Source organism: Nonomuraea sp. NPDC049400, from assembly GCF_044466425.1.
Classification (GTDB): domain Bacteria; phylum Actinomycetota; class Actinomycetes; order Streptosporangiales; family Streptosporangiaceae; genus Nonomuraea.
In genome coordinates this window covers 39,564-62,153 of the sequence record NZ_JBITMP010000059.1, presented here as the reverse complement: position 1 = coordinate 62,153, position 22,590 = coordinate 39,564, and the positions used below count along the sequence as shown (strand labels likewise).

The 22,590-nt window shown below is 69.7% G+C and carries 22 protein-coding genes; 9 read left to right on the top strand and 13 right to left on the bottom strand.

Translation table 11 applies throughout. The annotated features are described in order from the left end of the window. Window positions 1–326 precede the first annotated feature (326 nt). Both ACIBVN_RS51080 and ACIBVN_RS51075 read right to left on the bottom strand, forming a co-directional pair. Entirely contained in the window at window positions 327–539 is a 213-nt protein-coding gene (locus ACIBVN_RS51080; RefSeq protein ID WP_397148542.1) for a hypothetical protein, read from the bottom strand. 250 nt (window positions 540–789) lie between these two features. Further along, on the bottom strand, window positions 790–2,643 hold the full coding sequence (locus ACIBVN_RS51075) for a PHB depolymerase family esterase (RefSeq protein WP_397148540.1): 1,854 nt from the start codon (window positions 2,641–2,643) through the stop codon (window positions 790–792). 245 nt (window positions 2,644–2,888) lie between these two features. On the opposite strand from ACIBVN_RS51075, the gene ACIBVN_RS51070 reads away from it, so the two are divergent. The 6 genes from ACIBVN_RS51070 to ACIBVN_RS51045 all read left to right on the top strand — a co-directional run bounded on the left by ACIBVN_RS51070 (window position 2,889) and on the right by ACIBVN_RS51045 (window position 11,174). Continuing rightward, window positions 2,889–3,359 carry a MarR family transcriptional regulator gene (locus tag ACIBVN_RS51070; protein WP_349449740.1) on the top strand — a complete coding sequence of 157 codons (471 nt, stop codon included), beginning with the start codon at window positions 2,889–2,891 and terminating at the stop codon, window positions 3,357–3,359. 462 nt (window positions 3,360–3,821) lie between these two features. Continuing rightward, window positions 3,822–4,754, top strand: coding sequence for an ATP-binding cassette domain-containing protein (locus ACIBVN_RS51065; protein WP_397148538.1), 933 nt, complete (start codon window positions 3,822–3,824; stop codon window positions 4,752–4,754). Then, window positions 4,751–5,491 carry an ABC transporter ATP-binding protein gene (locus ACIBVN_RS51060; protein ID WP_349449742.1) on the top strand — a complete coding sequence of 247 codons (741 nt, stop codon included), beginning with the start codon at window positions 4,751–4,753 and terminating at the stop codon, window positions 5,489–5,491. Before ACIBVN_RS51065 ends, ACIBVN_RS51060 begins: the two co-directional genes overlap by 4 nt. A 16-nt stretch (window positions 5,492–5,507) precedes the next feature. Beyond that, window positions 5,508–8,678 carry an FtsX-like permease family protein gene (locus tag ACIBVN_RS51055; RefSeq protein WP_397148536.1) on the top strand — a complete coding sequence of 1,057 codons (3,171 nt, stop codon included), beginning with the start codon at window positions 5,508–5,510 and terminating at the stop codon, window positions 8,676–8,678. Further along, window positions 8,675–10,786: an FtsX-like permease family protein gene (locus ACIBVN_RS51050; protein WP_397148534.1), complete on the top strand. Its 2,112-nt coding sequence runs from the start codon at window positions 8,675–8,677 to the stop codon at window positions 10,784–10,786. Before ACIBVN_RS51055 ends, ACIBVN_RS51050 begins: the two co-directional genes overlap by 4 nt. Window positions 10,787–11,018: 232 nt before the next feature. Next, window positions 11,019–11,174 carry a hypothetical protein gene (locus ACIBVN_RS51045; protein WP_397148532.1) on the top strand — a complete coding sequence of 52 codons (156 nt, stop codon included), beginning with the start codon at window positions 11,019–11,021 and terminating at the stop codon, window positions 11,172–11,174. A 12-nt stretch (window positions 11,175–11,186) separates the two neighbouring features. Here the strand turns inward: ACIBVN_RS51045 and ACIBVN_RS51040 are convergent, their stop codons facing one another. Continuing rightward, complete coding sequence (locus ACIBVN_RS51040) at window positions 11,187–11,597, bottom strand: tyrosine-type recombinase/integrase (protein WP_397148530.1); 411 nt, start codon at window positions 11,595–11,597, stop codon at window positions 11,187–11,189. A gap of 647 nt (window positions 11,598–12,244) precedes the next feature. On the opposite strand from ACIBVN_RS51040, the gene msrB reads away from it, so the two are divergent. Continuing rightward, entirely contained in the window at window positions 12,245–12,724 is a 480-nt protein-coding gene (msrB, locus tag ACIBVN_RS51035) for a peptide-methionine (R)-S-oxide reductase MsrB (protein ID WP_349449802.1), read from the top strand. Next, the gene (gene msrA, locus ACIBVN_RS51030; RefSeq protein ID WP_397148528.1) at window positions 12,721–13,275 is read left to right on the top strand and encodes a peptide-methionine (S)-S-oxide reductase MsrA; all 555 of its coding nucleotides are present in this window, start codon (window positions 12,721–12,723) and stop codon (window positions 13,273–13,275) included. The genes msrB and msrA overlap by 4 nt, the downstream gene beginning before the upstream one ends. A gap of 171 nt (window positions 13,276–13,446) precedes the next feature. On the opposite strand, the gene ACIBVN_RS51025 is transcribed toward msrA, so the two are convergent. The 8 genes from ACIBVN_RS51025 to ACIBVN_RS50990 form a co-directional block, all read right to left on the bottom strand. Beyond that, window positions 13,447–14,406 (bottom strand): DUF1707 domain-containing protein, encoded by a 960-nt coding sequence (locus tag ACIBVN_RS51025; RefSeq protein WP_397148526.1) that lies wholly within the window; start codon window positions 14,404–14,406, stop codon window positions 13,447–13,449. Window positions 14,407–14,492: 86 nt separating this feature from the next. Continuing rightward, on the bottom strand, window positions 14,493–15,557 hold the full coding sequence (locus ACIBVN_RS51020; RefSeq protein WP_397148524.1) for a serine hydrolase domain-containing protein: 1,065 nt from the start codon (window positions 15,555–15,557) through the stop codon (window positions 14,493–14,495). Between the two features lie 161 nt (window positions 15,558–15,718). Next, entirely contained in the window at window positions 15,719–16,927 is a 1,209-nt protein-coding gene (locus tag ACIBVN_RS51015) for a cytochrome P450 (RefSeq protein ID WP_397148523.1), read from the bottom strand. A gap of 11 nt (window positions 16,928–16,938) precedes the next feature. Further along, on the bottom strand, window positions 16,939–17,703 hold the full coding sequence (locus ACIBVN_RS51010) for an ABC transporter permease (RefSeq protein ID WP_397148522.1): 765 nt from the start codon (window positions 17,701–17,703) through the stop codon (window positions 16,939–16,941). A gap of 9 nt (window positions 17,704–17,712) precedes the next feature. Next, entirely contained in the window at window positions 17,713–18,477 is a 765-nt protein-coding gene (locus ACIBVN_RS51005) for an ABC transporter ATP-binding protein (protein ID WP_397148520.1), read from the bottom strand. Continuing rightward, window positions 18,477–18,875 (bottom strand): DUF1048 domain-containing protein, encoded by a 399-nt coding sequence (locus ACIBVN_RS51000; RefSeq protein ID WP_397148518.1) that lies wholly within the window; start codon window positions 18,873–18,875, stop codon window positions 18,477–18,479. Before ACIBVN_RS51000 ends, ACIBVN_RS51005 begins: the two co-directional genes overlap by 1 nt. Window positions 18,876–18,877: 2 nt before the next feature. Continuing rightward, window positions 18,878–19,207 (bottom strand): PadR family transcriptional regulator, encoded by a 330-nt coding sequence (locus tag ACIBVN_RS50995; RefSeq protein ID WP_397148516.1) that lies wholly within the window; start codon window positions 19,205–19,207, stop codon window positions 18,878–18,880. Window positions 19,208–20,042: 835 nt separating this feature from the next. Then, window positions 20,043–20,372 (bottom strand): hypothetical protein, encoded by a 330-nt coding sequence (locus tag ACIBVN_RS50990; protein ID WP_397148514.1) that lies wholly within the window; start codon window positions 20,370–20,372, stop codon window positions 20,043–20,045. Here ACIBVN_RS50990 and ACIBVN_RS50985 point away from each other — a divergent pair. Further along, window positions 20,365–20,628, top strand: a complete 264-nt coding sequence (locus tag ACIBVN_RS50985) for a hypothetical protein (protein ID WP_397148512.1) — start codon at window positions 20,365–20,367, stop codon at window positions 20,626–20,628. The two genes, ACIBVN_RS50990 and ACIBVN_RS50985, sit on opposite strands and share 8 nt — an antisense overlap. Before the next feature lie 15 nt (window positions 20,629–20,643). On the opposite strand, the gene ACIBVN_RS50980 is transcribed toward ACIBVN_RS50985, so the two are convergent. Both ACIBVN_RS50980 and ACIBVN_RS50975 read right to left on the bottom strand, forming a co-directional pair. Continuing rightward, on the bottom strand, window positions 20,644–21,333 hold the full coding sequence (locus ACIBVN_RS50980) for a hypothetical protein (protein ID WP_397148510.1): 690 nt from the start codon (window positions 21,331–21,333) through the stop codon (window positions 20,644–20,646). 332 nt (window positions 21,334–21,665) lie between these two features. Further along, window positions 21,666–22,481: a type II CAAX prenyl endopeptidase Rce1 family protein gene (locus ACIBVN_RS50975; RefSeq protein ID WP_397148508.1), complete on the bottom strand. Its 816-nt coding sequence runs from the start codon at window positions 22,479–22,481 to the stop codon at window positions 21,666–21,668. Window positions 22,482–22,590: the final 109 nt, after the last annotated feature.

Below are 22,590 nucleotides of genomic sequence, written 5' to 3'. Positions count from 1 at the left end.
GGGCAGGCGACGAGCGGCGCGCCCTTCGCCGGCCGTCAGCTTGCCGAAGCCATCTCCAACGTGGCGAGGTGGCGTGGCCGTCCTCGCGGGAGCACGTGCCGAGCACAGTTAACCGGGGTCTATGTGGAGTGTTGGCGGGCTGTGGGTACAAGATCCATGGTGTGGGCGATCCAGGATGATCGAATCAGGGCGTCCGCCGTGCTCGGCGCGTGCTCGCACGCCCCGTCACGCGTCGTCAGGGCCCGGCACCGCCTGACACGCAATGTGCGCCGAGGCGGTACGAACTACCGTCAAATGACACTCCGCGACACTAAAAGATCTTGCTTCTAATCCGACGGTCGCAGGTTCGAATCCTGCAGGGCGCTGATCATGGTCTGACCTGCGGTGATGCGGGATCGGACGGGCCGGCCACTCATCAAGACTTCGCAGCTCAGGCTGATGAACAGGATATTGGCACCCCACAGGGTGGAGTACACCCGGTAGGCCTTGCGCGCGGCCGGGTCGGCGCCTGCCGCGAGGGCGACGCTCTGCTCCAGCACGGCGCGGTGGAGGGCAAGCGGGGCCGCGAGGCGCACCGAGTGGCCCTGACAGCGGTCCCGGTCACCGGTTCCGCCAGCCGTACCGCGGGATTGGAGCGATCGAGCCGGCTCGCGCGGGATTTTGGTCGCCCGGCCCTGTCACAGCACGATGGCGGTACGCAGCCGGTTCTCCCGCCGGCGCGGATCCCTTGATCACGGCCCGGTCCCACGTGCCAATGACGGGGCCGTGATCAGGGAAGCGCGCTGATGGTCAGGCGCAGGTGTAGCCGGACGGCAGGGCGGTGTTGCCGTTGGGCCTGCTCGCTTGGAAGCCGAAGCTGGTGGTGCTGGCTCCCGGCGCGAGCGTGCCGTTGTGGCTGACACTTCTGACCGTGACGGTCTGGCCGCTGGTGGTGATGGTGGCGTTCCATGAGCCGGTCAGGGTGTGCCCGGCCGGCAGGGTGAAGGTGACGGTCCAGCTGGTGATCGTCGAGGTGCTGGTGTTGGTGATGGTCAGCGGCTGGATCACATACCCGTTCCCCCACTGGGACTGCACGGTCGGGGTGGCCGAGCAGGCACCGGTCGTGCCTCCCTGTGTGGTGATCTGGACGGTGTTGGAGACCGGTGAGACGTTGCCGGCGGCATCGCGCGCCCGGACCTGGTAGCGGTAGGTGGTGTTCGCAGTCAGGCCCGTGTCGGTGAACGAGGTCGTGGCCGAGGTGCCGACCTGGGTGAACGTGCCGCCCGTCGCGCCGGGAGCGCGCAGGAGCTCATAGCCGGTCACACCGGTGTCGTCGGTGGAGGCCGTCCAGGTCAGGCTGGTGCCGGTTGTGGTGGTGCCCGAGGCGGTGAGCCCGGCCGGGGCGGTCGGCGGCGTGGTGTCGCCTCCGGTGGCGGCCGTGGTGAAGGTGGCCGGTGCGGAGTTGCCCGACAGGTTGCCCGCGCCGTCACGCGCCCGTACGTACACCTGGTATTGGGTGTTGGCACTCAGTCCGGTCAGGGTGATCGAGGTGGTGGTGGACTGGCCGAGCTGCGGGTCGGTGGCGCCCTGCTCCCGGTAGACGTTGTAGCCGGCCAAGCCGGAGCCGCCCTGGTCGGTGGACGCGGTCCAGGTCAGCGTGGCACTGGCGGCGGTCACGTTGGACGCGACCGGGGTGCCTGGCGTGGTCGGCGGCGTGGTGTCGGTCGGACTGGTGGTCAAGCCGAAGAACTCGATGGCGTAGAGGGCCATACCGCTCTGCGGAAGAGCATGCCCGGCGCCCTGGATGCTGTACGCCTCCACCTGCCCGGTGCCGGACAGATTGGCGTACCGGCTGCGGGTCCAGTTTGCCTGCGGGGTGTCGGTGCTGGTCGGGGTCTGGCTCAGCCCAAACACATTGGTCCACTGCTCGATCGACTCTCGCAGCAGCGAGTAGGGCACGAGGGTGTCGCTGGTGCCGTGCCACAGTTGCATGCGCGGGCGGGGGCCGGAATATCCCGGGTACGCCTGGCGGACCGCATCGCCCCACTGCTGGGGTGTTCGGTCCATGCTCCCGCCGGTGCACCTGCTGCTTCCGGGCGGATAGTCGGAGGCGCCGGCGAAGCAGTTGAAGGGCACACCCATGAAGGAGGCCCCTGCCTTGAACACGTCCGGGTAGACGGCGAGCATATGCTGGGTCATCATGCCGCCGGACGAGCTTCCCGTGGCGTAGACCCGGTTCGGGTCTCCCTGATGGTTCCGCTCGACATAGTCGATCATCGAGGTGATCGAGACCGGATCGCTGCCGCCGCCGCGCTGCTTGGCCGCGTCCGACCAGGTGTCGAAGCAGTTGCCGAATCCTGCCGACTGGGTGGCGGTCGGGTAGATGACGATGAAGCCGTATCGATCCGCCAGCGAGGCGAACTCACTGCCCTGGTAGAAGCCGGGACCGGAGCCGCCGCAGCCATGCATCGCAACCACGATCGCCGGCGTGGCCGGGTGCGAGTCCGGCACATAGACGTGCATCCGCATGTTGCCCGGGTTGTTGCCGAAGCTGGTCACCTCCACCAGGGTGGCGGCGACGGCCGGCGATCCGAGTACCACGGTCATGACGGCAAAGAGCGCCGCGGCGCAGGCACCAGCCAGCACCGTGGTCAATCGTCTCATTCGCGCTCCTCCTCTCCATATCCGCGGCGCGCCGCGGATCGGGCCGCCGCGTATTGACGTCGGTCGCTGGAAAATAGAAGGGCCACGATCCACCGTCAATGCACGCTTGGTGCGCATGCTCGCCAGTTCACCTGGCAGAGAGCCGTTTACCCTGGTTATCAAGTAACTTGCTATCAAGATCCTTGATATGGGTGTGGGAAACTTACATCGGGCCCGTTCTGACGGGGGCGCGATATCGTCTCCTGGTGACCGATCCGGGTGTCCCCGCGGCCGCTGCGCCGGATGCACCGCCGCCCCGTGTGAGCTACCTGGTGTTCCGGCTGGAACGCCGCATCCGCGCCTGCCTGGATGAAGCGCTCGCCCGGCACGGCATGACGACCACCGAATACATGGCGCTCAGCGAGCTGCGCCTGCGTGACGCCCCGTCCTCGGCCGACCTGGCCCGCATCGCCTTCGTCACCCCGCAGGCGATGAACCTGGTCATCCGCGATCTCGAACAACGCGGCCTGATCCGCCGCGACCCGCATCCCCGTGGCGGCCGCGCTCTGCGCACCCGCCTTACCCCGAAAGGCCTGAGCACCCTCCGGCGATGTGACCGCTCCCTCGACAGCATCGAAGCCGTCATGCTCGCCGAGATCGACGACCCGGACCGCACGACACTCGCGGAAGCGCTCACGCTGTGCGCCCGAGCCCTCCATCCGGACATGCGGCCCTGATCCCAGTCCTTCGCTCGCAGAAGCCACCACCGTCGCCCTGGCCATGCTGTGGTCCGTGGCCGGCCACGGACCACAGCGCCGGACTCGACCAACCACAGAAGCGATCGAATCGGGACTCCTACGGGTACGGCACTGCACTGGCAGGAATTCGACGGAGACACACCGCGCGGCAGTTCAAGCGCTGGTCCTATGGGATGTGGCCCGGCCCCCGCCTCCGCGCGGGGACCGGGCCGATCACCCCGAGGGCCGCCTCCGGCTTGGCCTCAGCGGACGGCGACCCAGGCCACTGCTCCGACCGGGAAGCCAAGCAAACCCGCAGCTCACGACTGTGAACGGAGTATCGACACCCCCTTCACGCGAGCGCACGGTGAGATCCGCGGTGTGAAAGGGGCTTGGGGTCCGATTTGCGAGGACGATAGAGTCTGGCCCTGAGGCAGAGCCGTGCCGGGGTTGAGGAGGGGGATGTCCATCACGCCCTTATCCCTGCCGCAGCCTCCTGCGAAGGCGCCGGAGTTCGGACGAGACGCGCTGATCGTGTGCGAGAGCCTGGTGCGGATCTACCAGTCCGGGTCGGTCGAGGTGCAGGCACTGCAGGGGCTGGACCTGGTCGTGGACAGCGGGGAGATGGTGGCCGTCGTCGGAGCGTCCGGGTCGGGGAAGTCGACGTTGTTGTCCATCCTGGCCGGGGTCGACGCTCCCACCGCCGGGCGGGTGCGGGTCGATCAGTGGAATCTGCTGGACATGTCGCGGGCCGATCGTGTCCGGTATCGGCGGCACACCGTGGGACTCGTACGCCAGCAGACGGCCGCTAACCTCATCCCGTACCTGACCGCGCGGCAGATGGTCGACCTGCCGATGACAGCGGCCCGCACTCCCGGCCGGGTACGCCGCAGGCGCGCTGCCGAGTTGCTGGACCTGCTCGGCGTCGCCGAGTGCGCCGAGCGGCGGCCCGGGCAGCTGTCCGGCGGGCAGCAGATGCGGGTGGCCATCGCGGTGGCCCTGGCCAACGAGCCCAGGGTGCTGCTGGCCGATGAGCCGACCGGGGAACTGGACAGCGCCACGTCGGCCGCGGTGTTCGGGCTGTTGCGGGAGATCAACCGGCGGCTGGGCGTCACCGTCGTCATCGTGACCCACGATCCCGCGGTCAGTGGGCAGGTGGAGCGGACGGTGGCGATTCGCGACGGGCGCACGAGCAGCGAGGTGTTGCGGCGTACCGCCACCGGAGACGACGGCGCCCCGCAGATGATCGCCGAGGAATACGCGGTGATGGACCGGGCAGGGCGGATTCAGGTGCCGCGCGACTACCGGGAGGCGCTGGCGTTGACGCGACGGGTCCGGCTGGTGCTGGAGGCCGATCACGTCGCGATCCGTCCCGACGGCGGCGGGGCCGGATGAACGGCGGGCCCCTGGTCAGCGTGCGTGGCGTTCATCGCCGGTACGGCAGCGGGGCGACCGCCGTGCACGCGTTGCGGGACGTGACGTTCGAGCTCGCGGCCGGCACCATGACCGCCCTCGTCGGGCGGTCCGGCTCCGGCAAGACCACGCTGCTCAACATCATCGGCGGCCTGGACCGCCCCGACTCCGGTACGGTCCTCGTCGACGGAACGGACGTCACCGCCCTCGACGAGGACGGCCTGTCCCTGCTACGGCGGGAGAAGGTCTCGTACGTCTTCCAGACCTTCGGCCTGATCCCGGTGTTGTCGGCCGCGGAGAATGTGGGCGCCCCGCTGCGGCTGGCCCGCGTACCGCCGGTGGAGCGTGAGCGGCGGGTCGCGCTGCTGCTGGAACTGGTCGGACTGGCCGCCCATGCCGAGCAGCTACCCGCTGAGCTGTCCGGCGGGCAGCAGCAGCGGGTGGCGATCGCCCGGGCGCTGGCCGCCTCGCCCCGGCTGCTGATCGCGGACGAGCCGACCGGGCAGCTGGACGCCGAGACCGGTCTGTCGGTGATGGCACTGCTGCGCGGGGTGGTGGAGTCCGAGGGAGTGACGGCGCTGGTCTCCACGCATGATCCGACGATGCTCGCGCTGGCGGATCGGGTGATCCGCATCAACGACGGGCATCTCGACGAGCATCCCGGCATGCGCTCTGACGGGCAGCTCGACGGACGCTCCAACGGTCGGGGCGATTCTTGATCAGTAAGAGCTGTCCGTGCTGAGACTGGTCGCCCGGCGAGCCCGTGCGCAATGGCCCTTGCTGGCAGCCCTCCTGGCCGTCGCCGTGGTCGGCCCCACGCTGCTCGGCGCCTGCGCCCTCCTGCTCACCCGTACCGCCGAGCAGGCGCTGGAGACCGCCGCCTCTCGCGCCACCCCTGACCAGATCGACGTCACCGCCTACACCGTCACCATTCGCGGCGAGCACGCGAGATCCGTCGCCGACGACATCCGCGCCGCGCTGACCTCGGCCCTCGCTCCGTTCGCGACGACGACGGCCGCGCGCGCGTCGTCCGCGATGCGGTCGCTCCCCGGTGCCGGTGTTCCGGCTGTGGCGTACCTGTCGGGGGTGGAGGACCTGCCGGCCCGCACGCAACTGGCCGACGGACGCCTGCCTCGGGCGGGTGCCGCGCCGGCGGAGTCCGTGGTCCTGGAGAGCACCGCGCGGCAGCTCGGCCTGACCGTCGGCAGTCGGGTCAGCCTCGGCAGAGAGCTGGCCGACGATCCCGACCAGGGGATCGAGGTGAGCGTGGTCGGGATCGTACGCCCGCTGCCGGGCACCGGCTGGGAGCGTGACCCCCTCGCCGCCACCGGCTACGATCTGGCCTACCGCGACGGCCGCTCCGCACATTCGGTTCACGCGTACGGGCCGTTCATCGTCGACCTCGCCGACCTGCTCGGCGGCGGCTCCACCCTCGACCGGCTGGAGATCATCGCCCACCCCGACCTGTCCGCCCCCAACCGCCGCGACCTCGACACCGTCACCCAGGTCGTGCTCGGCGCCGACCGCCGGCTGGGGCAGACGCTCGGCGACCGGGTACGCATCCAGCGCGTCGCCTCCCGATTGCCCTCGACCCTGCTGGCCGCGCACGATCAGCAGCGGGTCACCACGGCCGCCGTGCTCGCCGTCGCCGCCATCGGACTCGTCCTGACCGCGACCGCCCTCGCCCTCGCCGGCCGGCTCAGCGCCGGTGTGCGCGGCGACGAGACCGCCCTGCTGTCCGCGCTGGGGGTCGGCCGCGGTCAACTCGCCGGCGCATCGCTCGTCGAGGCCGGCGCGCTCGCCGTGCTCGCCACCGCGGTCGCGATCCCGGCCTCGTCCGCCCTGCACGCCGGGCTGACCCGGCTGCCGCCCATGGCCGGGGCCGGGCTCGCCACGCCTTTCGGGGTGAACGCCGCACAGGTGTTGTCCGTCGCCGGCGGCGCGCTGGCGCTGGCGGCGGTGCTCGTCGTGCCCTCGCTGCGGACCTCCTCCGGAGGTGTACGCGGGCGGCGGGAGCTGCTCGCCCGATCCGGCGCCGACCTGCTGCTCGTGGCGCTCGCCGCCATCGGCTGGTGGCAGTTGCGCGACCAGCCGACCGGTTCAGGGTCTCCCGTCGACACCGTACGGGTGCTCGCTCCCGCGCTGCTGCTCATCGCCGGATCCGCAGTGGCGTTGCGCCTACTGTGGCCCGCGTTGCGCGTTGTGGAACGGCTGGCCGCCCGGGCTCGCGGGTTGATGGTGCCGCTGGCCGCGTTCGAAGCCGCCCGCAGGCCACAGGCGGTCGCGGCGGGGCTGCTGATCGGGCTGGGCTGTGCGGCGGCCACGTACGGGATCGGGTTCGACGCCACGTGGCAGCGCTCCCAGCAGGACCAGGCCGATCTGTCCGTCGGCACCGATCTCGCGCTCACCCTCACCGCCCCTCCCGCCGCCGGGCAGGGCCCGGTGGTCGGCGCGGCCAGCGGGGGAGAGGTGAGCCCGGCCACCGATCGTGGCGTCGCGGTCGGGCAGTGGCTCGGCGGCGCCGGTGACCCGCCGCGGCTGATCGCCGTGGACACCACTCGTGCCGAGGCGCTGCTGCGCGGACGGCTGAACGACGGTCGCACCTGGAACGCCGTGGGCACCCTTCTCGCGCCGCCGACGCGCGCCGCCGGTGTTCCCGTCCCGGCCGGGGCCGCGCTCTCCCTGGCCGGGAACGCGACCGGCCCGACGCCGCTCACCGTGACGCCCCGGCTGCTGCTGCAGGATGCGACAGGGCTGCGTACTCCTTGCACAGGTGCGCCCATTCCGCTCGACGGCAAAGCGCATCCGCTGCCGGACTGCGCGACGGCCGAAGGGCTCCGGCTGGTCGCGGTGTCCCTTCCGTTCGCGATCGCGACGGGGAACGTGGGCACCGGCCACTCCGATGCCCTGGCGGACCCCCCGACGGGGGACAGCCGCGTCGCCGTGACGCTCACCGTGGCGGGAACAGCCTCTGGGGCATCGCCCTGGACCGCCACCTCAGCCGGGCCGGCCCCCGGGCAGCTCGGCAATCCGGCCGTCGCCCTGACCAGCACCTCCGCGGGCACCGAGCTGAGGATGACCACGACCGTCGCGCTGAAGGGCCCGCCGGACGCCGCCAGGAACCTGGTCGCCACCGCCTTCCCGGCCCCGGGACCGGTGCCCGTGGCCGTCTCCGCCCGCTTCGCCGACGAGGTGGGCGCCCGGCGCGGCTCGCGGCTCGACCTCACCGTCGGCCTCACCCCCGTACAGGTCAGCGTGGCCGAGGTGCTGCCGGCCGTGCCGTCCGCTCCGGGCGCCGCGGCCATCCTGGCCGACTTCGACGCCCTCTCCCGTGCCCTCGCCGTCAGCGGCGACTTCGACGTGCCCGTGGACGCGTGGTGGGTCGGCCATCCCGCCAGAGGAGATGCGGCCGATCTCCGCCTCGGCAGCGTCACCACGCGCGCATCCGAGACCGCCCGGCTCACCGGCGGCCCGCTGCGGGCCGGGCTCCCGGCCGTGCTCCGGCTGCTCGTACCGGCCGCGGTGCTGCTGATGATCGCCGGGATCGTCCTGCACGTGACGTTCGACCTGCGGGCCCGCGCGGTCGAGATGGCGCGCCTGCGGGGTCTCGGGATGACCCGGCGCGAGATCCGTACCGTGCTGCTCGGCCAGCACGTCGGCATCCTGCTGCCGCTGCTCGCGGCGGGCGCGGTCGTCGGCGCGCTGGCCACCCGCGTCGTCGCGCCTCTGCTCGTCCGCTCCGATACCGGCGCCGCTCCCGTTCCCGAGGTTCTGCCCGTCTGGCCGTGGGCCGCCGAGGCCGCCCTGCTCACCGGGCTGCTGGCCGGGTGCGCGCTGGCGGTGAGCGCGGTGGTCGTCGTCCAGGCCCGGCTTGCCGATGCCGCTTATCTGCGGGTGGCGTCGTGAGGATCCCGGCACCGCACTGGCCCAGCGTCGTCGGCCGCGCCCGCGCGGACGCCGGGCCGCTGCTCCTGGCCGCCGTCGTGGTGGCGGTCGTCACGCTGCTCGCCGGCGCGATGCCGCCGACGTTGTCCGCGACCGCCGACGCCGCCGTACGGGACGCGGTACGCAGGACCGGCGGCGACCTCCAGGTCCACGCCCGCATGGAAAGCGACGACGGGCCGGCCGGCAGCCGCGTCCGGCACCCCCGCCTCGCCGAGGACGTCGACGACTTCCGAGCCAGGGCGACGGACGAACTCGGCCCCGGCCTGCGCGCCGCCCTGCGTCCACCCGTCGCCACCGTCACCAGCCCCACCCTCAAGATCACCGATGGCAGCGTGCTGCGTACGTTCCAGCTCGCCTACGTGGCCCGCGAGGGTGGGCCCGACGTGACCTGGATCGCGGGCGGCCCGCCCCGGCCCACCGCCTCCGCGACGGCGGAGGTTCCCTACGGCGCGCCGCCGTGGCCGGTGCAGGTGGGCCTGTCGGAGGCGGACGCCGCCGCTCTCCAGCTCCGTCCCGGCGCCCGCATCCCGCTGGCAGACGACCAGGGGAATGTCAAGAAGGTCCAGGTCAGCGGCATCTTCCGGCCTCGGGACAGCGCCGATCCCGCCTGGCGGCTCCTCCCCTCGCTGCTGAGTCCCGTCGCCGGCGCGGACGGCACGGGAAGCACCCGGTTCGCCGGGCTGCTGTCACGCGACTCGCTGCCCGACGCCCGGCTCGCCTTCGGCCAGGACGAGTTGCGGCGTACCGTCTGGTTCACGCCCGACCCGACCCGGCTCACCTGGGACGCGGTCCCGTCGGTCGCCGCGAAGGTGGTCGCGCTCAAGGCGGCCTCCGGCTCCTCCGGCGCCCGGGACGGCTCGCTGAAGTGGGAGACCCGGCTCGACGGGGTGTTGCGGAACGTGAGCTCCCAGGTCGACGCCGCGTCCGCGCAAGCGTCCATCCTGCTCATCACCCTGCTCGCCGTCGCGGTCCTGGTCCTGCTGCTCGCCGCCGACCTGCTGGTACACCGCCGTGCCCCCGCCCTGGCCGCCGCCCGGCAAAGAGGGATGTCGCTACCGGTGATCGGTGGCGAGCTGCTGCTCGAATCCGCCGTGATGGCGCTGCTGGCCGCGGCGGCCGGGCTCGGCCTGGCCCGGGCCGTCGCGCCGGGGGTCTCCTGGGAGTGGGTGGCTCCCGTGGTGGTCACCGCCGTCGCCGCCGGACCGGCGTTCGGCACGCTCACCGCCGCCCGCGCCACCCGGGATCGCCGCGTCCCGGCCAACCGGAGTGCGCGGCGGTGGGTGCGTAACACCGTACGACTGCGGCGGGCCGCTCTTGAGACCGGGGCGCTGGTGGCCGCGTCCGGCGCCCTCGTCGCTCTGTACCAGCGTGGAATCGGTGGCGGGGTGCTGCCTGCGAGCGCGCCCGCCCTCTGCGCGCTCGCAGGCGCGCTCATGCTGGCGCGGGCGCTGCCCCTCGGGATGCGCTTCGTGCTCAAGCGGCTTCTGCGGTCGAGCCGGCCGCTGGCGGTGTTCGGGGCCGCGAGGGCGGCGACGACCTCGGCCCGGGTGCTACCGCTGCTGGTGCTCGTGACCTCCGTGGCCTTGGCCTCGTACGCGCTCACCTTTGGTGCCGCTGTCGGCCACGGAACCGCGGATGGGCCGCTGGCCTCGGGACTGCTGCGGTTGGCGTGGGTCTCGGCTGTAACCCTGCCGGTTCTGGGCCTGCTGGGACTCGCTCTCGGGTCGGCGGCCGGCGCGCCGGAGCGATGGCAGACCCTGATCCGGCTGCGCACCATCGGGCTGCGGCCCCGGGAGGCTCGCTGGGTCGCCGCGGGAGAGCTGCTGCCGCCGGTGGTGGTCGCCGCTGTGGGCGGTCCGCTGCTCGGGGTGCTGCTCGCCCGCCTGACGTTCGGCTCGCTCGCCCTGCGCCTGCTCACCGGCGCCGATCCGGCCCTGGCGTTGCCGTGGTGGGGGCTCGGCCTGGTGGCGGTCGTGTTCCTGGCGGCGGTCGCCGTCATGGTGCCCGTCGAATCGGCGCTACGCCGCCGACGACGGCTGAGCGAGGTACTCCGCGCGGGCGACAGCTGAGCCGGCCGACTGCCGGCGAACATGACGACCCTGCGCGAGCCTGCTCTCACCAGGCGAGCACGCTGGCCGTGACGGCGGTCTCCGACAGCCTGGTGAACGAGGAACTCAACGCGGCCCCGGGGTCCGCGGGCTTCCCTCGGCGTACGGCACCTACTGCCCCCGCACGGCCGAGACGGCCAGTCCCGGCTACCGCGCGAACAGGCGTGACCGCTGCGACTTCTGCAAGTGGGCGGTGCTGGACGTGATCGGCCGGGGGCCAGGGCCGCCAGCGAGCGCGGAGTCCTCACGCCACCTGCTGGCCGGGGTCGGCCTGCCGGTCACCGACCTGCGGGTACGCGATCTCGGAGACCGCGTACGGGTGCGCTGGGACCGCATGGGGCAAATATGAGGCAAAGCTGAGTCAGACGCTGAGCTCCCGCCCCAGCGCGGACGCGGCATTCAGCACCAGCCGGGCCGTCTCCCGGGCGGTTTCGTGGGCCACCTCAGGCAGCACCGAGACGTAGGTGTCGGCGGTCAGCACGATGCTGGCGTGCCCGAGCATGGCCTGCACCACCTTCAGATCGGTGCGCGCGGCCAGCGCCAGCGTGGCGGCGCCGTGTCGCAGGTCGTGCAGCCGGATCGGCGGTTGCCCGGAGGCGGTCACCAGCCGGCGGAACCGGCCGGTGAGGTAGTCCGGCCGCAGCGGCGCGCCGTCGGCGGTGGTGAACACGTATCCCGAGTTCTGCCAGTGGGTTCCTGCCGTCACGCTCAGTTCCTCTTGGCGCTCGCGGTGCCGGGTCAGCATCCGCACGGTCTCCGCGTCCAGGGCCACCACCCGGCAGCTGGCGGCGCTCTTCGGTGGGCCGACTACGACCGGACTTCAAGGTTCTTTTTTGGAAAACCTCTGCAGAGAACGACCGCAGGTGATCTCTGTCTGACGGGCCAATCTGCGGGGCGGATAACGAGAACCGGAGACCGCCGTCGGCGCCGTTAGGGCTAGCACTCCAGCCTGCACATGAGACGTGAGCCGGAAACGGGCTGGGTCACGCTGGTGCATGCTTGAGCACAGGTACGCACGCCGGTGCATGCCTACGCGTGCGTGTAGCTGGGTGAAAGACGAGCGACCACTGCTGTGATCATTCAGGTGTGATGGATCTGAAGATCATGCGGTGGCCGCGTTGGCCAGAGTAGAACATCTCAGTGCCGCTCGTCTGCAGGCAGACCTGGATGCCGTGTGCGCGCTGGTGGCTGGGCGATTCAGACGCTCCGAAGTTCGGCAGCGTGCTCGTGCGTGTCTCGCAGGAATGCTGTCTGGAGTTCATCGGCAGACTCGTCGACGCGGGCTTTCCGGACCTGACCCTTCCATCCGAACCTGAGATCGCAGTCACAGCGAGTTCTCAGGAACCCGGGACCAAAACGATTCTCTGCGATGTTACTTCCAGTGACGCCGCAGCCAGCGACGTCAGAAGAGGAGATATCGTGTCGCACGACTACAGCAAGACTCCGGAGGCGCTGAGCCGCCTCACCGACAGCCAGTTCCGCGTCACTCAAAAGGACGGGACGGAGCCGGCGTTCCGCAACGAGTACTGGAACAACCATGAGCCGGGGATCTACGTGGATGTGGTCTCCGGGCAGCCTCTGTTCTCGTCGACCGACAAGTACGACAGCGGCACCGGATGGCCGAGTTTTACCAAGCCGATCGTGGCGGACGCCGTTCGCTCGGAGACGGACAGGTCGTTCGGGATGACTCGCACGGAGGTGCGGTCCACCGGAGCTGACAGTCACCTCGGGCACGTGTTCGATGACGGTCCTGCCGACGCCGGCGGCCAGAGGTACTGCATGAACTCAGCGGCGCTGCGCTTCGTCCCGGTCTCCGAGCTCGAGACGCAGGGCTACGGCGAGTACCGCTCGCTGTTCGAGACGGCCGACACCACCAGCACAGAGGAGCACGCATCATGACCAGCGGAATTCATGACACCGGACAGATCACCCGCGAACCGGGCACCGAGACGGCCATCCTGGCCGGCGGGTGTTTCTGGGGCATGGAGGACCTCATTCGCCGGCAGCCAGGCGTGCTGGACACACGCGTCGGATACACCGGCGGAGACAACGATCACGCCACGTATCGCAACCACCCCGGCCACGCCGAGGCGGTCGAGATCGTCTTCGATCCGGCGCAGACGACCTACCGTGACATCCTGGCGTTCTTCTTCCAGATCCACGACCCGTCGACGTTGAACCGTCAGGGCAACGACATCGGCACGAGCTACCGCTCGGCGATCTTCCCGCTCACCCCCGAACAGGAGAAGGTCGCACGTGACACGATCGCCGATGTCGATGCGTCGGGCCTGTGGCCGGGTAAGGCCGTGACGACGATCGAGCCCGCAGGGCCGTTCTGGGAGGCCGAACCCGAGCACCAGGACTACCTGATCGCGTACCCGAACGGCTACACGTGCCACTTCCCGCGTCCGGACTGGGTACTGCCCAGGCGCGCTGCGCCCTCAGTCTGAGGGCTTTATTGCGAGGGCGCGTTCACCACTGAGGTGATGAGCGCGCCCTCACCGGTTCCGTCACGAACGGCGCCGATCGTGTGCCCGATGGCGGTGTCGTCTCCGAGGCTGGGCACGGTCCCTGCCCTCGGTCCGGGAAGAATGACGAGTCAGTCCTTTCCCCGATCAGAGCTACGACAAAGTACTCGCTGACTGGATCGATGAGCACCTGCCACGTCGTGATGGAGCGCTCCGGGAGTCCTGGACGACGGGCCAGCGGCGCTGATGGCGCCCGGCCAGTTCACCGCGGCGCAGGCCGCGTAGCGCGGCCAGCCACCAGGCGGCATACAGGCCGTCCTGCGCCACGCCGGCCAGGAGCGCCGCGGGCTGCCGTTCGGTCCGGACCGCCACCGCTGGACGCTCTCCCACCTGCTGCCTCCGGGCCGCCCGTCCGGTGGTCCAGATCACTGGATGTGGTCGCCGGGGATGGGGCAGTTCGGCGCCGTTGGCCGGGTTTACCGGGATCAGCCGGGCGCGCACCGCCGCGTTCTGCGCGGTCCGCAAGGTGGCGTGGATCCGCACCACGGTGGCCGGCGACAACCGGCGGCCGGTCGGCGAGGGGCGGGACGCCAGCGCCGCGAGCAGCCTGTTGACGTCGCGAGAGGTCAGCTGGTGCATCCGGATCCGTCCCAGGTGGGGGATGAGGTAGAGGCGGATGTGCGTGGCGTAGCCTTGCCGGGTCGACGGACGCAGGGCATCCTTGGTGGCCGGCCAGCGTGCCAGCCACTGCCCGAGCGTGCATCCGGCCCCTGCGCCGTCGCGGTCGGCAGCGGCCAATGCTTGGCCTGCCGCTTGCGCTTCCTCGGGATCGGGGATGGTGAGCAGCTCGCCCGGTGGCCCGGTAGACGGCAGTACGAGTGCGCCGCCGTTGCCCGGCACCACGATCAGGTCGGTGACGAGCGGGGCCAGCGCGTCGATGGTGCGGGCGGGCAGCGCCGCGTCCAGCCGCTCGTCGAACTCGACCAGATCGAGTCGGCCGTCGGCGACGGCGGTGCGCAGCAGCTCGGTGACCCGGTCGCGGTCCGCATCGGACGCGCGCAGCGCCGGCGGGGAGGACTTCTCAAGACCCTGCACGGGGATCTCCTGTGTCATCGGGTTTCCTTCCGTCAGCCCGTGGCGATGTCACGCGCAGAGCACCTTCACCGTAGGGACTCAGCGGTGATCTTGCTTCGGCCTGTTCACCGGACCGGCCTTGCCCGATCTCGAACAGGGTGCTGGGCTGCCGTCAGCCGAGGCAGGCGCGGACGGCCTTGGCCAGGTTCGCCGCGCGCGGGTCGTCGGGCCGTACCCCATCGACGTCGCTGACTGTGGCGGCGTACATGCGAGCCACCGATCGGGCGTCGGCGAGCAGCGCCGCCGAGCTCGCCTGCGCGGGCCTGGACCGAGCCGGGAGCCCACACTGCGTTCACCCAGGCGGTGACCGTGTCCGCGTCGAGGCCGGTGGTCGCGATCATCCCGGCCAGCAGCTCCTCCAGGCTGAACGGGGCGGCCTCGTGGAGCCGGGCCACCCGCTTCTCCTGCTTCTCCGGCAGCCCGATCCAGGCGCTCAGCCCGAGCGGGGTGGCCACCTCCTCGGCGAAGAACGTGCCGAGTGTCTTGCCGGTGATCCGGCGTACGACCTCGCCGACCAGGAACCCGTAGGTGACGCTGTGGTAGACGTGCTCGGTGCCCGGCTGCCACAGCGGCTGCTGCGCCTCCAGCGCACGGATGACGGGGTGCCAGGCGCACGCCTGCTCGAACGTCAGCGGCCCCTCCACGATGGGCAGGCCGGCCTGGTGCGACAGTAACCAGCGCACCGGGATCTGCTCCTTGCCGGCGGCGGCGAACTCCGGCCAGTACTGCGCCACCGGGGCGTCCAGATCCAGCAATCCGCGCTGGACCAGCAGGTGCGCGCAGATCGCGGTGGCGCCCTTCGCGGTGGAGGCGACCTGGACGATGGTGTTCCCGCGCCACGGCCGCCTCGCCTCGCGATCGGCCAGGCCGCCCCACAGGTTGACGACGGGGCGGCCGCCCACGTACACGCTGCACGCCGCGCCGACCTCGCCGGGATTCCGGAAGTTCGCGCGGAACGCGTCGGCGACCTTTCCCCAGCCGTGCTCGACACCGCGCTCGCCATCGTTCACGGAGGCATTGGCGGAGCCGGTGAGGGCGGCGTGCGTGCCGGCGATCGCGCCGGCACCCAGCACGCCCTTCAACACGGTCCGGCGCCCGACGTGTCCCTGCTCGGGTGTTCCGCTGGTCATGTTGCTGTTCCTCCCAAACGATCTGACATGTAGGCATCATGTGGTGACGGTGCAAGCCCGGATCGAGCGGACAGTTGGATCGGCGCGGCGCGCGAATGGGCGTGCGAGGAACGTCCGGCTTCGCGGCTCCGGTGACTGAGCCGCCCACGTCCGGTTCGTGGTTACGCGTCCCAGGTGACCGGGAGGCTCTTGACGCCGTAGATGTCGGCGACCTCCGGTCGCAGGGCGACCTCTTCGGCCGGTACGGCCAGGCGCAGCGTGGGGAAGCGGCCGAACAGGGCGGGGAACGCGACGCGCATCTCGACGCGGGCGAGCTGCTGGCCCAGGCACTGGTGGATGCCGTGGCTGAAGGCCAGGTGGCCGCCGTCCTGGCGGTGGATGTCGAGCGTGTGGGGGTTGGGGAAGCGGCCGGGGTCGCGGTTGGCGGTGTTGAGGGCGATGATGACCGTCGTGCCGGCGGTGATGGTGTGGCCGCCCAGCTCGACGTCCTCCAGCGCGACCCGGAAGAACTGCTTGGCGACGCTCAGGTAGCGCAGCAGTTCCTCCACGGCCTGGTCGGTCAGCGCCGGGTCGGCGCGCAGCGCGGCGAGTTGCTCCGGGTTCCGCAGCAGGGCGAAGGTGCCCAGTGCCAGCATGTTGGCGGTGGTGTCGAAGCCGGCCGACAGCAGGATCAGCGCCATGCCCTGCAGTTCCTCGTCGGTCAGGTCGCTGTCGAGCAGGTCGCTGAGCACGTCGTCGGTCGGGTTGGCGCGCTTGGCGGCGACCAGCTCGGCGAGGTACTGCTGGGTCGCGACGTAGGCGGCGCCTACCTCCTCGTCACTGGCCTCGCCGCCGAGGAAGGCGTCGATGTTCTCCTGGAAGAAGCCGCGGTCGGCGTCCGGCACGCCCAGCAGTTCGCAGATCACGATGGCGGGGATGGGCTTGGCGAACGCGGTGACCAGGTCGGCCGTCGGCCCGGCCTTCTCCATGGCGTCCAGGTGCTCGGCGGTGACCTGCTCGACGCGCTCGGTGAGCAGGCGCATCCGCCGGACGGTGAACTTGCCCACCAGCGGCTTGCGGTAGCGGCTGTGCTGCGGCTCGTCCATCAGCAGGAACTCGCCGGGCGGCGCCGGGGGGACCTCGATGTCGCCGTAGTCGATGATCGGGTGGTGCTTCATGAACTCCCGGCGGGAGCTGAAACGCGGGTCGGCCAGCACCGACCGGGCCAGGTCGTAGCCGGTGACCAGCCAGCCCTGGTGCCCGTCGGGGAAGGGGAAACGGCTGATCGGGCCGTGCTCGCGGGCCTCGATCAGCTCCTTGGGCGGGTCGAAGGGGCAGCCGGGCTGACGCTCGGTCGGCATCGTGGCGAGGGTGTAGGGGGACTCAGTCATGATCACTCCTCCTAGGAGATCTTGCGGCGGTAGGTGTTCATGGCGAAGGCGTAGGCGACGATGAGGATGCCGACGCACCAGGCGAGGGCGATCCAGATGTCGTTGCCGACCGGCTGCTGGGTGAACAGGGCGCGGATGGCGTTGACGATGGAGGTCGCCGGCTGGTTCTCGGCGAAGACGCGCAGCGGGCCGGGCATGGTGTCGGTGGGCACGAAGGCCGAGCTGAGGAAGGGCAGGAAGATGAGCGGGTAGGAGAACGCGCTCGCCCCTTCCATGGTCTTGGCCGACAGGCCGGGGATGACGGCGATCCAGGTCAGCGCCAGAGTGAACAGGACCAGGATGCCCGCCACCGACAGCCACGCCAGCACGCCCGCCCCCGAGCGGAAGCCCATGAGCAGGGCCACGAGCATCACGACCACGAGTGAGACCAGGTTGGCGACCAGCGAGGTCAGCACGTGCGCCCACAACACCGACGAGCGTGCGGTCGGCATGGACTGGAAGCGTTCGAAGATGCCGCCCTGCATGTCCATGAACAGCCGGTAGGCGGTGTAGGCGATGCCCGAGGCGACCGTGATGAGCAGGATGCCGGGCAGCATGTAGTTCACGTAGGAGGAGTTCGATCCGATGTTGATCGCGCCGCCGAAGACGTAGACGAACATCAGCATCATCGCGATCGGCATGATCGCGGTGGTGATGATGGTGTCGGGGCTGCGGGTGATGTGGCGCAGGGAACGTCCCAGCAGGACGGCGGTGTCGCCGAAGAAGTGCTTGCTCATCGTGGTTCCTCAGGCTTTCGTGCCGACGAGGGAGAGGAAGACGTCCTCGAGGGTCGGCTGCTTCTCGATGTATTCGACCTTGGCGGGCGGGAGCAGTTGCTTGAGCTCGTCCAGCGTGCCGTTGACGAGGATGCGGCCCTCGTGCAGGATCGCGATCCGGTCGGCGAGCTGCTCGGCCTCGTCCAGGTACTGGGTGGTGAGCAGCACCGTGGTGCCGCCCTCGGCGAGCTCCTTGACGGCCTGCCAGACCTCGATGCGCGCCTGGGGGTCGAGGCCGGTCGTGGGCTCGTCCAGGAAGATGACCGGCGGGTTGCCGATCAGGCTCATCGCGATGTCCAGGCGGCGGCGCATGCCGCCCGAGTACGTGGCCACCTTCCGCCCGCCCGCGTCCGTCAGCGAGAACCGGTGCAGCAGGTCATCGGCGACCTTGCCCGGGTTCTTGAGGTGCCGCAGCCTGGCGACCAGGACGAGGTTCTCCCGCCCGCTGAGGATCTCGTCCACGGCGGCGAACTGCCCGGTGAGGCTGATCGACTCGCGCACGTCCGCGGCCTGCGTGGCCACGTCGAAGCCGTTGACGCGGGCAGTGCCGGCGTCGGCCTTGAGCAGCGTGGAAAGGATCTTCACGGCGGTGGTCTTGCCCGCGCCGTTCGAGCCGAGCAGGGCGAAGATGCTGCCCCGCGCCACCTCGAAGTCCACGCCGCGCAGCACGCGCAGCTCCTTGTAGGACTTCTCCAGGCCGTGCACCTGGATCGCCGGGGCTTGCTGGTTCCTCATCACTGTGTCCTGTCCTCTCTCGCGGCGCGCTCGATGGCGCTGGTGAAGCGGTTGCGCTCGCGGGCCCGGTACTGGCCGAGCGGGTAGTTGGCCATGAACGCCTCGACGAACGCGATGGGGTCGTCCCCGAAGAGGTCGCGGATCGGGGTCCCGTCCGCCGCGCTCTGCTCGAACAGGTCGGCGAGGTCCTCGTACATCGTCATCGCGCCGGCCCCGTCGGCCGGCCCGAAGTGCATCAGGTACCGCTCCAGCGCCTCGACCGCGATGCGGTAGTTCTCGGGCAGCGCCTTGACGCGCGCCTTGTACTGCCGCCAGCGCTTCTTCTCCTCCAGCGACCCGGTGACGAGCTCCAGTGCCTGCTGGAGGCGGCTGCGCGGCTCGTTCGACTCTGTGGTCATGTCTACTTGCCCCCTTCGCGGAGCTGTTCGAGGCGTTCTGCGAGGAAGCTCCAGGTCCTCCAGAACTCTTCGAGGTACTCCCGTCCCTGAGCGTTCAGGGAGTACACCTTGCGCGGTGGCCCCTTCTCGGACGGCACCTTCGCCACGTCGACCAGGCCGCGCTGCTCAATGCGGACGAGCAGGGCGTAGATGGTGCCTTCGGCGATGTCGGCGAAGCCTCGGTCACGGAGCCAGGCCGTGATCTCGTAGCCGTAGGCGGGCCGGCCGCCCAGGATCGCCAGGACGATGCCCTCCAGCGTTCCCTTGAGCATTTCGGTCATCTGCTTGCCCATGGAGCACCCCCCTTCCAGCTACTTGGTGGTGCTGACTACCGGTACAAAGTAACACCGACTACCGATACCTAGCAACACCGAATAGCGGAGATGCGAGCCTGAATCTCGAGTGGGTGGGTGTGGGCGGCCTGACCGCTGTTCGTGAGCAAGTCGGCCATCCCTTGGGCGGAGGCTGTTGTGTTACCCCACCGGAGCGTTCGATCGCCACGGGCGCGGCGTGAGTGCCCGCGACCGCGAGAAGGCACTTGCTGATCTGTTCATGGCATCAACCTTCGCCGGAAGCGCTGACACCGGGCCGTTGCCGCGCTGACACGGACGCCGGCGCGACACCGCGGCAAGTTCCTTCACCCGCCAGTACCTCCGTTGGCCCGGCGTGCCTTCCCATCCGGCCGTCGCACAGGGCCTGCGCCGTCTTGCCCGACTTCTTCGGGCCTTACGCGAGGAGCATGGGCCCGTCGTCACGGTTCGTCGCCCGTGACGCGATCAATAGCATGGGCCAGTCGTTCCCGCTTGCGCGACGTGGTCGGGGCTGTGCGTTTTCAACATGAGCCGAATGCATCCCACATGGCCCATGCTCCTGATCTTGGCGCCGGGGCGCAAGCCCTGCAAGACCATACTTGGCGGATGACATCATCAGCAGGTGCAGATCGCCGGAAGGCCGTTGTGTCTACGCCCGCCGTCACATCAGCATGAGCTGGAGGTGGGCACCTCAGACAACAGATGCCGGGTGACGGCGTACACCATCGACAAGATCACGAAACATGGTCCCAGATGACCCGGACCAGCCGGCATGATCGCGTGCCACTTCCAGGCCCGGCTGCAGAGCTGTAGAAGATCACACCTTGCGGACATCGGTCGCGACGAAGGTGAAGCCATCCTGCCTACGCTGGACGACCTCAAAACTCCACGCGGCCGCCGATCTCCAGCGTTCGGTATCCCGGGCCAGAATGTCGCTGAAGCGCACCCAGGTGCCGTGCCCTGGGGGCAATTCGGGCGAAGCGATCACACCCCGCCCTTCTTCCATCTTCCAGATCTTCACCACGCCCTCTGCCGTGAGGAGATACTGGCACGCCGCCGTCGGCCCAAGCGGGAAACGATCAAGCCATTTCGGGAAGCGATCTTCCAGGCAGCTGCCTCGTCGCAGGGCAACGTCACTCGTGAACACTCCTGGCCGGGAGACCATGGCGCTGTCGCTGCCGGAGTTCCGGATCAACCCCGATCCGTCGTTCGCGGCCCACATCAAGCAGTTGTTCGACCCAGAGGCGATCTCGCTATCACCAAGCGGGCGGCGCATCGGCCTCGTCCGCCCAGGAATCGCCGACCCGTCCCTGCGTATCCGTGCACGCGCCGCGGAAGGACCGCTGCTCGTACGCATCCCTCGCGGCGGGACGAACGAAGGCCGCGCTGAGGTGCCTCGGTGAGGGGTGCGAGCGGACCTATCGGGCGCACGCGGCATTCATCAGGAGGTAGTGACCACTGGTAAGAACCACCGCTTCGTCTCTGGCCGGATAGAACGGCAGGGTGGACCGGTCGCCGGTCCACCGGACGCCACCGGCATCATAATCTGTTATATAGATCTCGCCCCGGCCTATTTTAAATGGCTTGAGGTGGCGAGAATCTCCCATGTGGCCGTAGTCGTACGTCAGCAGAAACGACTCACAAGGGCCGTTCACCCGGTTCGCGGCGCTCATTCCTGAGGCCTCGGAATCGCCTGGCCCGTTGGTCCTCAACACCCGGATCTCCCAGTATCCGTCCGCATCCGCGAGAGACGATGGCGGCCATTCGCAGTGCATGAATCGGGAAGGTGCTTCCAATATGTATTCGATATGATCCGCCTTGGGCATGCCATGCGCCGACTCGCATGCGTTGATGCGATCGGCGGCCTCCTCCTGCGCTGCCGCCAGGGCCGACGCGGATTTCCCCGCTTCCGCCGATCGAGAAGTGCTGGTGGAGGCGTCGGACTGATTTGGCGCGGTCGGCAACACGTTGAAAATGATCGGCACCAAAGTCGCGTACAAGGCCAGGACGAGGGCTGCTCTCGCGGCGACCTTCGCCCAGTCTATTATTCCGTTCACCCTTGATTGGCGTTCCAGCGCCACGAAGGCCACAATCGCAACAAGTGTCACCAGGCCCAGGATTACCCACCTCAGCATGGCGGAGCCACAAGACCAGGGCCGTGACGGGGCGACCACTCCGCATCGGCGGGGATATTTTCTCGCAGGTCATACTGAAGGGCTTCCATGCGCGATCCATCGTCCATGGCCGTCAAGGACTGCGATCCACCTTTTAAGCATTCGCACGAAGCCACGCAAACGTTACACCGTGTCAATGCGTACCGGGAGCTTCCTGGGCCGTCCGGCTTCCTGTTTGGTGGCGATGCTTGGCGCGCTTGCGGCCTGCTCTGGAGGGGGCATCCGGTCCTCGGCCGGCGGGCGGCGCCCCTCGTTTCGGGGCGGTCTTACATGGAGTAGGCGCCGGAGGCGAGGGCGATGACGCCGACCACGGTCATCAGCAGCGCCGAGCCGGGGTGCATGGCGATCGAGATGCGGATGTCCTGCTTCTTCCAGGCGAGCCAGACGCCCGGGTAGAGGAAGACGAGCTTCGACAGGACCGTCCAAGGGGCCCAGAAGTGGTACACCGAGAAGAAGAAGGTGTTGAAGAACGGGGCCCACTTGCCGAGCTGCGGGAGGCGGGGCAGCAGGAAGCCGCGGAAGTAGTACTCCTCGAGCAGGGGCAGGGTGAAGCCGGTGAACGGCGCGCAGATGAGCAGCGTGGTGAGCACGACCTCCTGCGGGTAGCCCTGGAGGTAGGCGGTGCCGTCGGGGCCGGCGCCCTGGTAGTCCACCCAGGTGAAGAACCAGTCGTAGACGATGTTGTCCAGCGGGGTCAGCGAGAGCGAGACCACGGTCATCCACACGAGGCACGCGGCCCCGAGCCAGAAGACCTTGCCGCGCGAGAGCGGTTTGTCGCGGTAGTGGACGACGCCCTTCATTGTGAAGCGGCCGGTCTGCTTCTTGCCCAGCCACAGCAGGAAGAGCTGGAGCGGGAAGAGCACAACCGCGAGGGCGATGGCCCAGGCCAGGAAGATCGGGAAGTTCATCGCCCGGACCAGGGGGGCGGCGATGAAGGCGTACACGGCGACGATGACGGCGCCGGGCACCAGGTGCAGTGCGATGGAGAACGGGACGGAGTGGCGGTCGGCGAGGAGCTTGGCGACGAAGCCTTTCGGCTGTGCGCCTTGGGTGTCGGCCGGGGGCCGCATTGCTGTGTCCATGCCGGGAAGTGTGGCCCGGCGACCTAACACGGAGCTGACATCGCTCTGATACGGCTTCGAGTTGCCGTGTAAGGCGCAGGTTATGGTGGGTGCGGACCGGGCGGGGGCC

Excerpts from the sequence above, each read along its gene's own strand:
- ACIBVN_RS51075 (WP_397148540.1), bottom strand. The coding sequence starts at position 2,643 with ATGAGACGATTGACCACGGTGCTGGCTGGTGCCTGCGCCGCGGCGCTC.
- ACIBVN_RS51065 (WP_397148538.1), top strand. The coding sequence starts at position 3,822 with ATGTCCATCACGCCCTTATCCCTGCCGCAGCCTCCTGCGAAGGCGCCG.
- ACIBVN_RS51060 (WP_349449742.1), top strand. The coding sequence starts at position 4,751 with ATGAACGGCGGGCCCCTGGTCAGCGTGCGTGGCGTTCATCGCCGGTAC.
- msrA (WP_397148528.1), top strand. The coding sequence starts at position 12,721 with ATGACCAGCGGAATTCATGACACCGGACAGATCACCCGCGAACCGGGC.
- ACIBVN_RS51025 (WP_397148526.1), bottom strand. The coding sequence starts at position 14,406 with ATGACACAGGAGATCCCCGTGCAGGGTCTTGAGAAGTCCTCCCCGCCG.
- ACIBVN_RS51020 (WP_397148524.1), bottom strand. The coding sequence starts at position 15,557 with ATGACCAGCGGAACACCCGAGCAGGGACACGTCGGGCGCCGGACCGTG.
- ACIBVN_RS51015 (WP_397148523.1), bottom strand. The coding sequence starts at position 16,927 with ATGACTGAGTCCCCCTACACCCTCGCCACGATGCCGACCGAGCGTCAG.
- ACIBVN_RS51010 (WP_397148522.1), bottom strand. The coding sequence starts at position 17,703 with ATGAGCAAGCACTTCTTCGGCGACACCGCCGTCCTGCTGGGACGTTCC.
- ACIBVN_RS51005 (WP_397148520.1), bottom strand. The coding sequence starts at position 18,477 with ATGAGGAACCAGCAAGCCCCGGCGATCCAGGTGCACGGCCTGGAGAAG.
- ACIBVN_RS51000 (WP_397148518.1), bottom strand. The coding sequence starts at position 18,875 with ATGACCACAGAGTCGAACGAGCCGCGCAGCCGCCTCCAGCAGGCACTG.
- ACIBVN_RS50995 (WP_397148516.1), bottom strand. The coding sequence starts at position 19,207 with ATGGGCAAGCAGATGACCGAAATGCTCAAGGGAACGCTGGAGGGCATC.
- ACIBVN_RS50975 (WP_397148508.1), bottom strand. The coding sequence starts at position 22,481 with ATGGACACAGCAATGCGGCCCCCGGCCGACACCCAAGGCGCACAGCCG.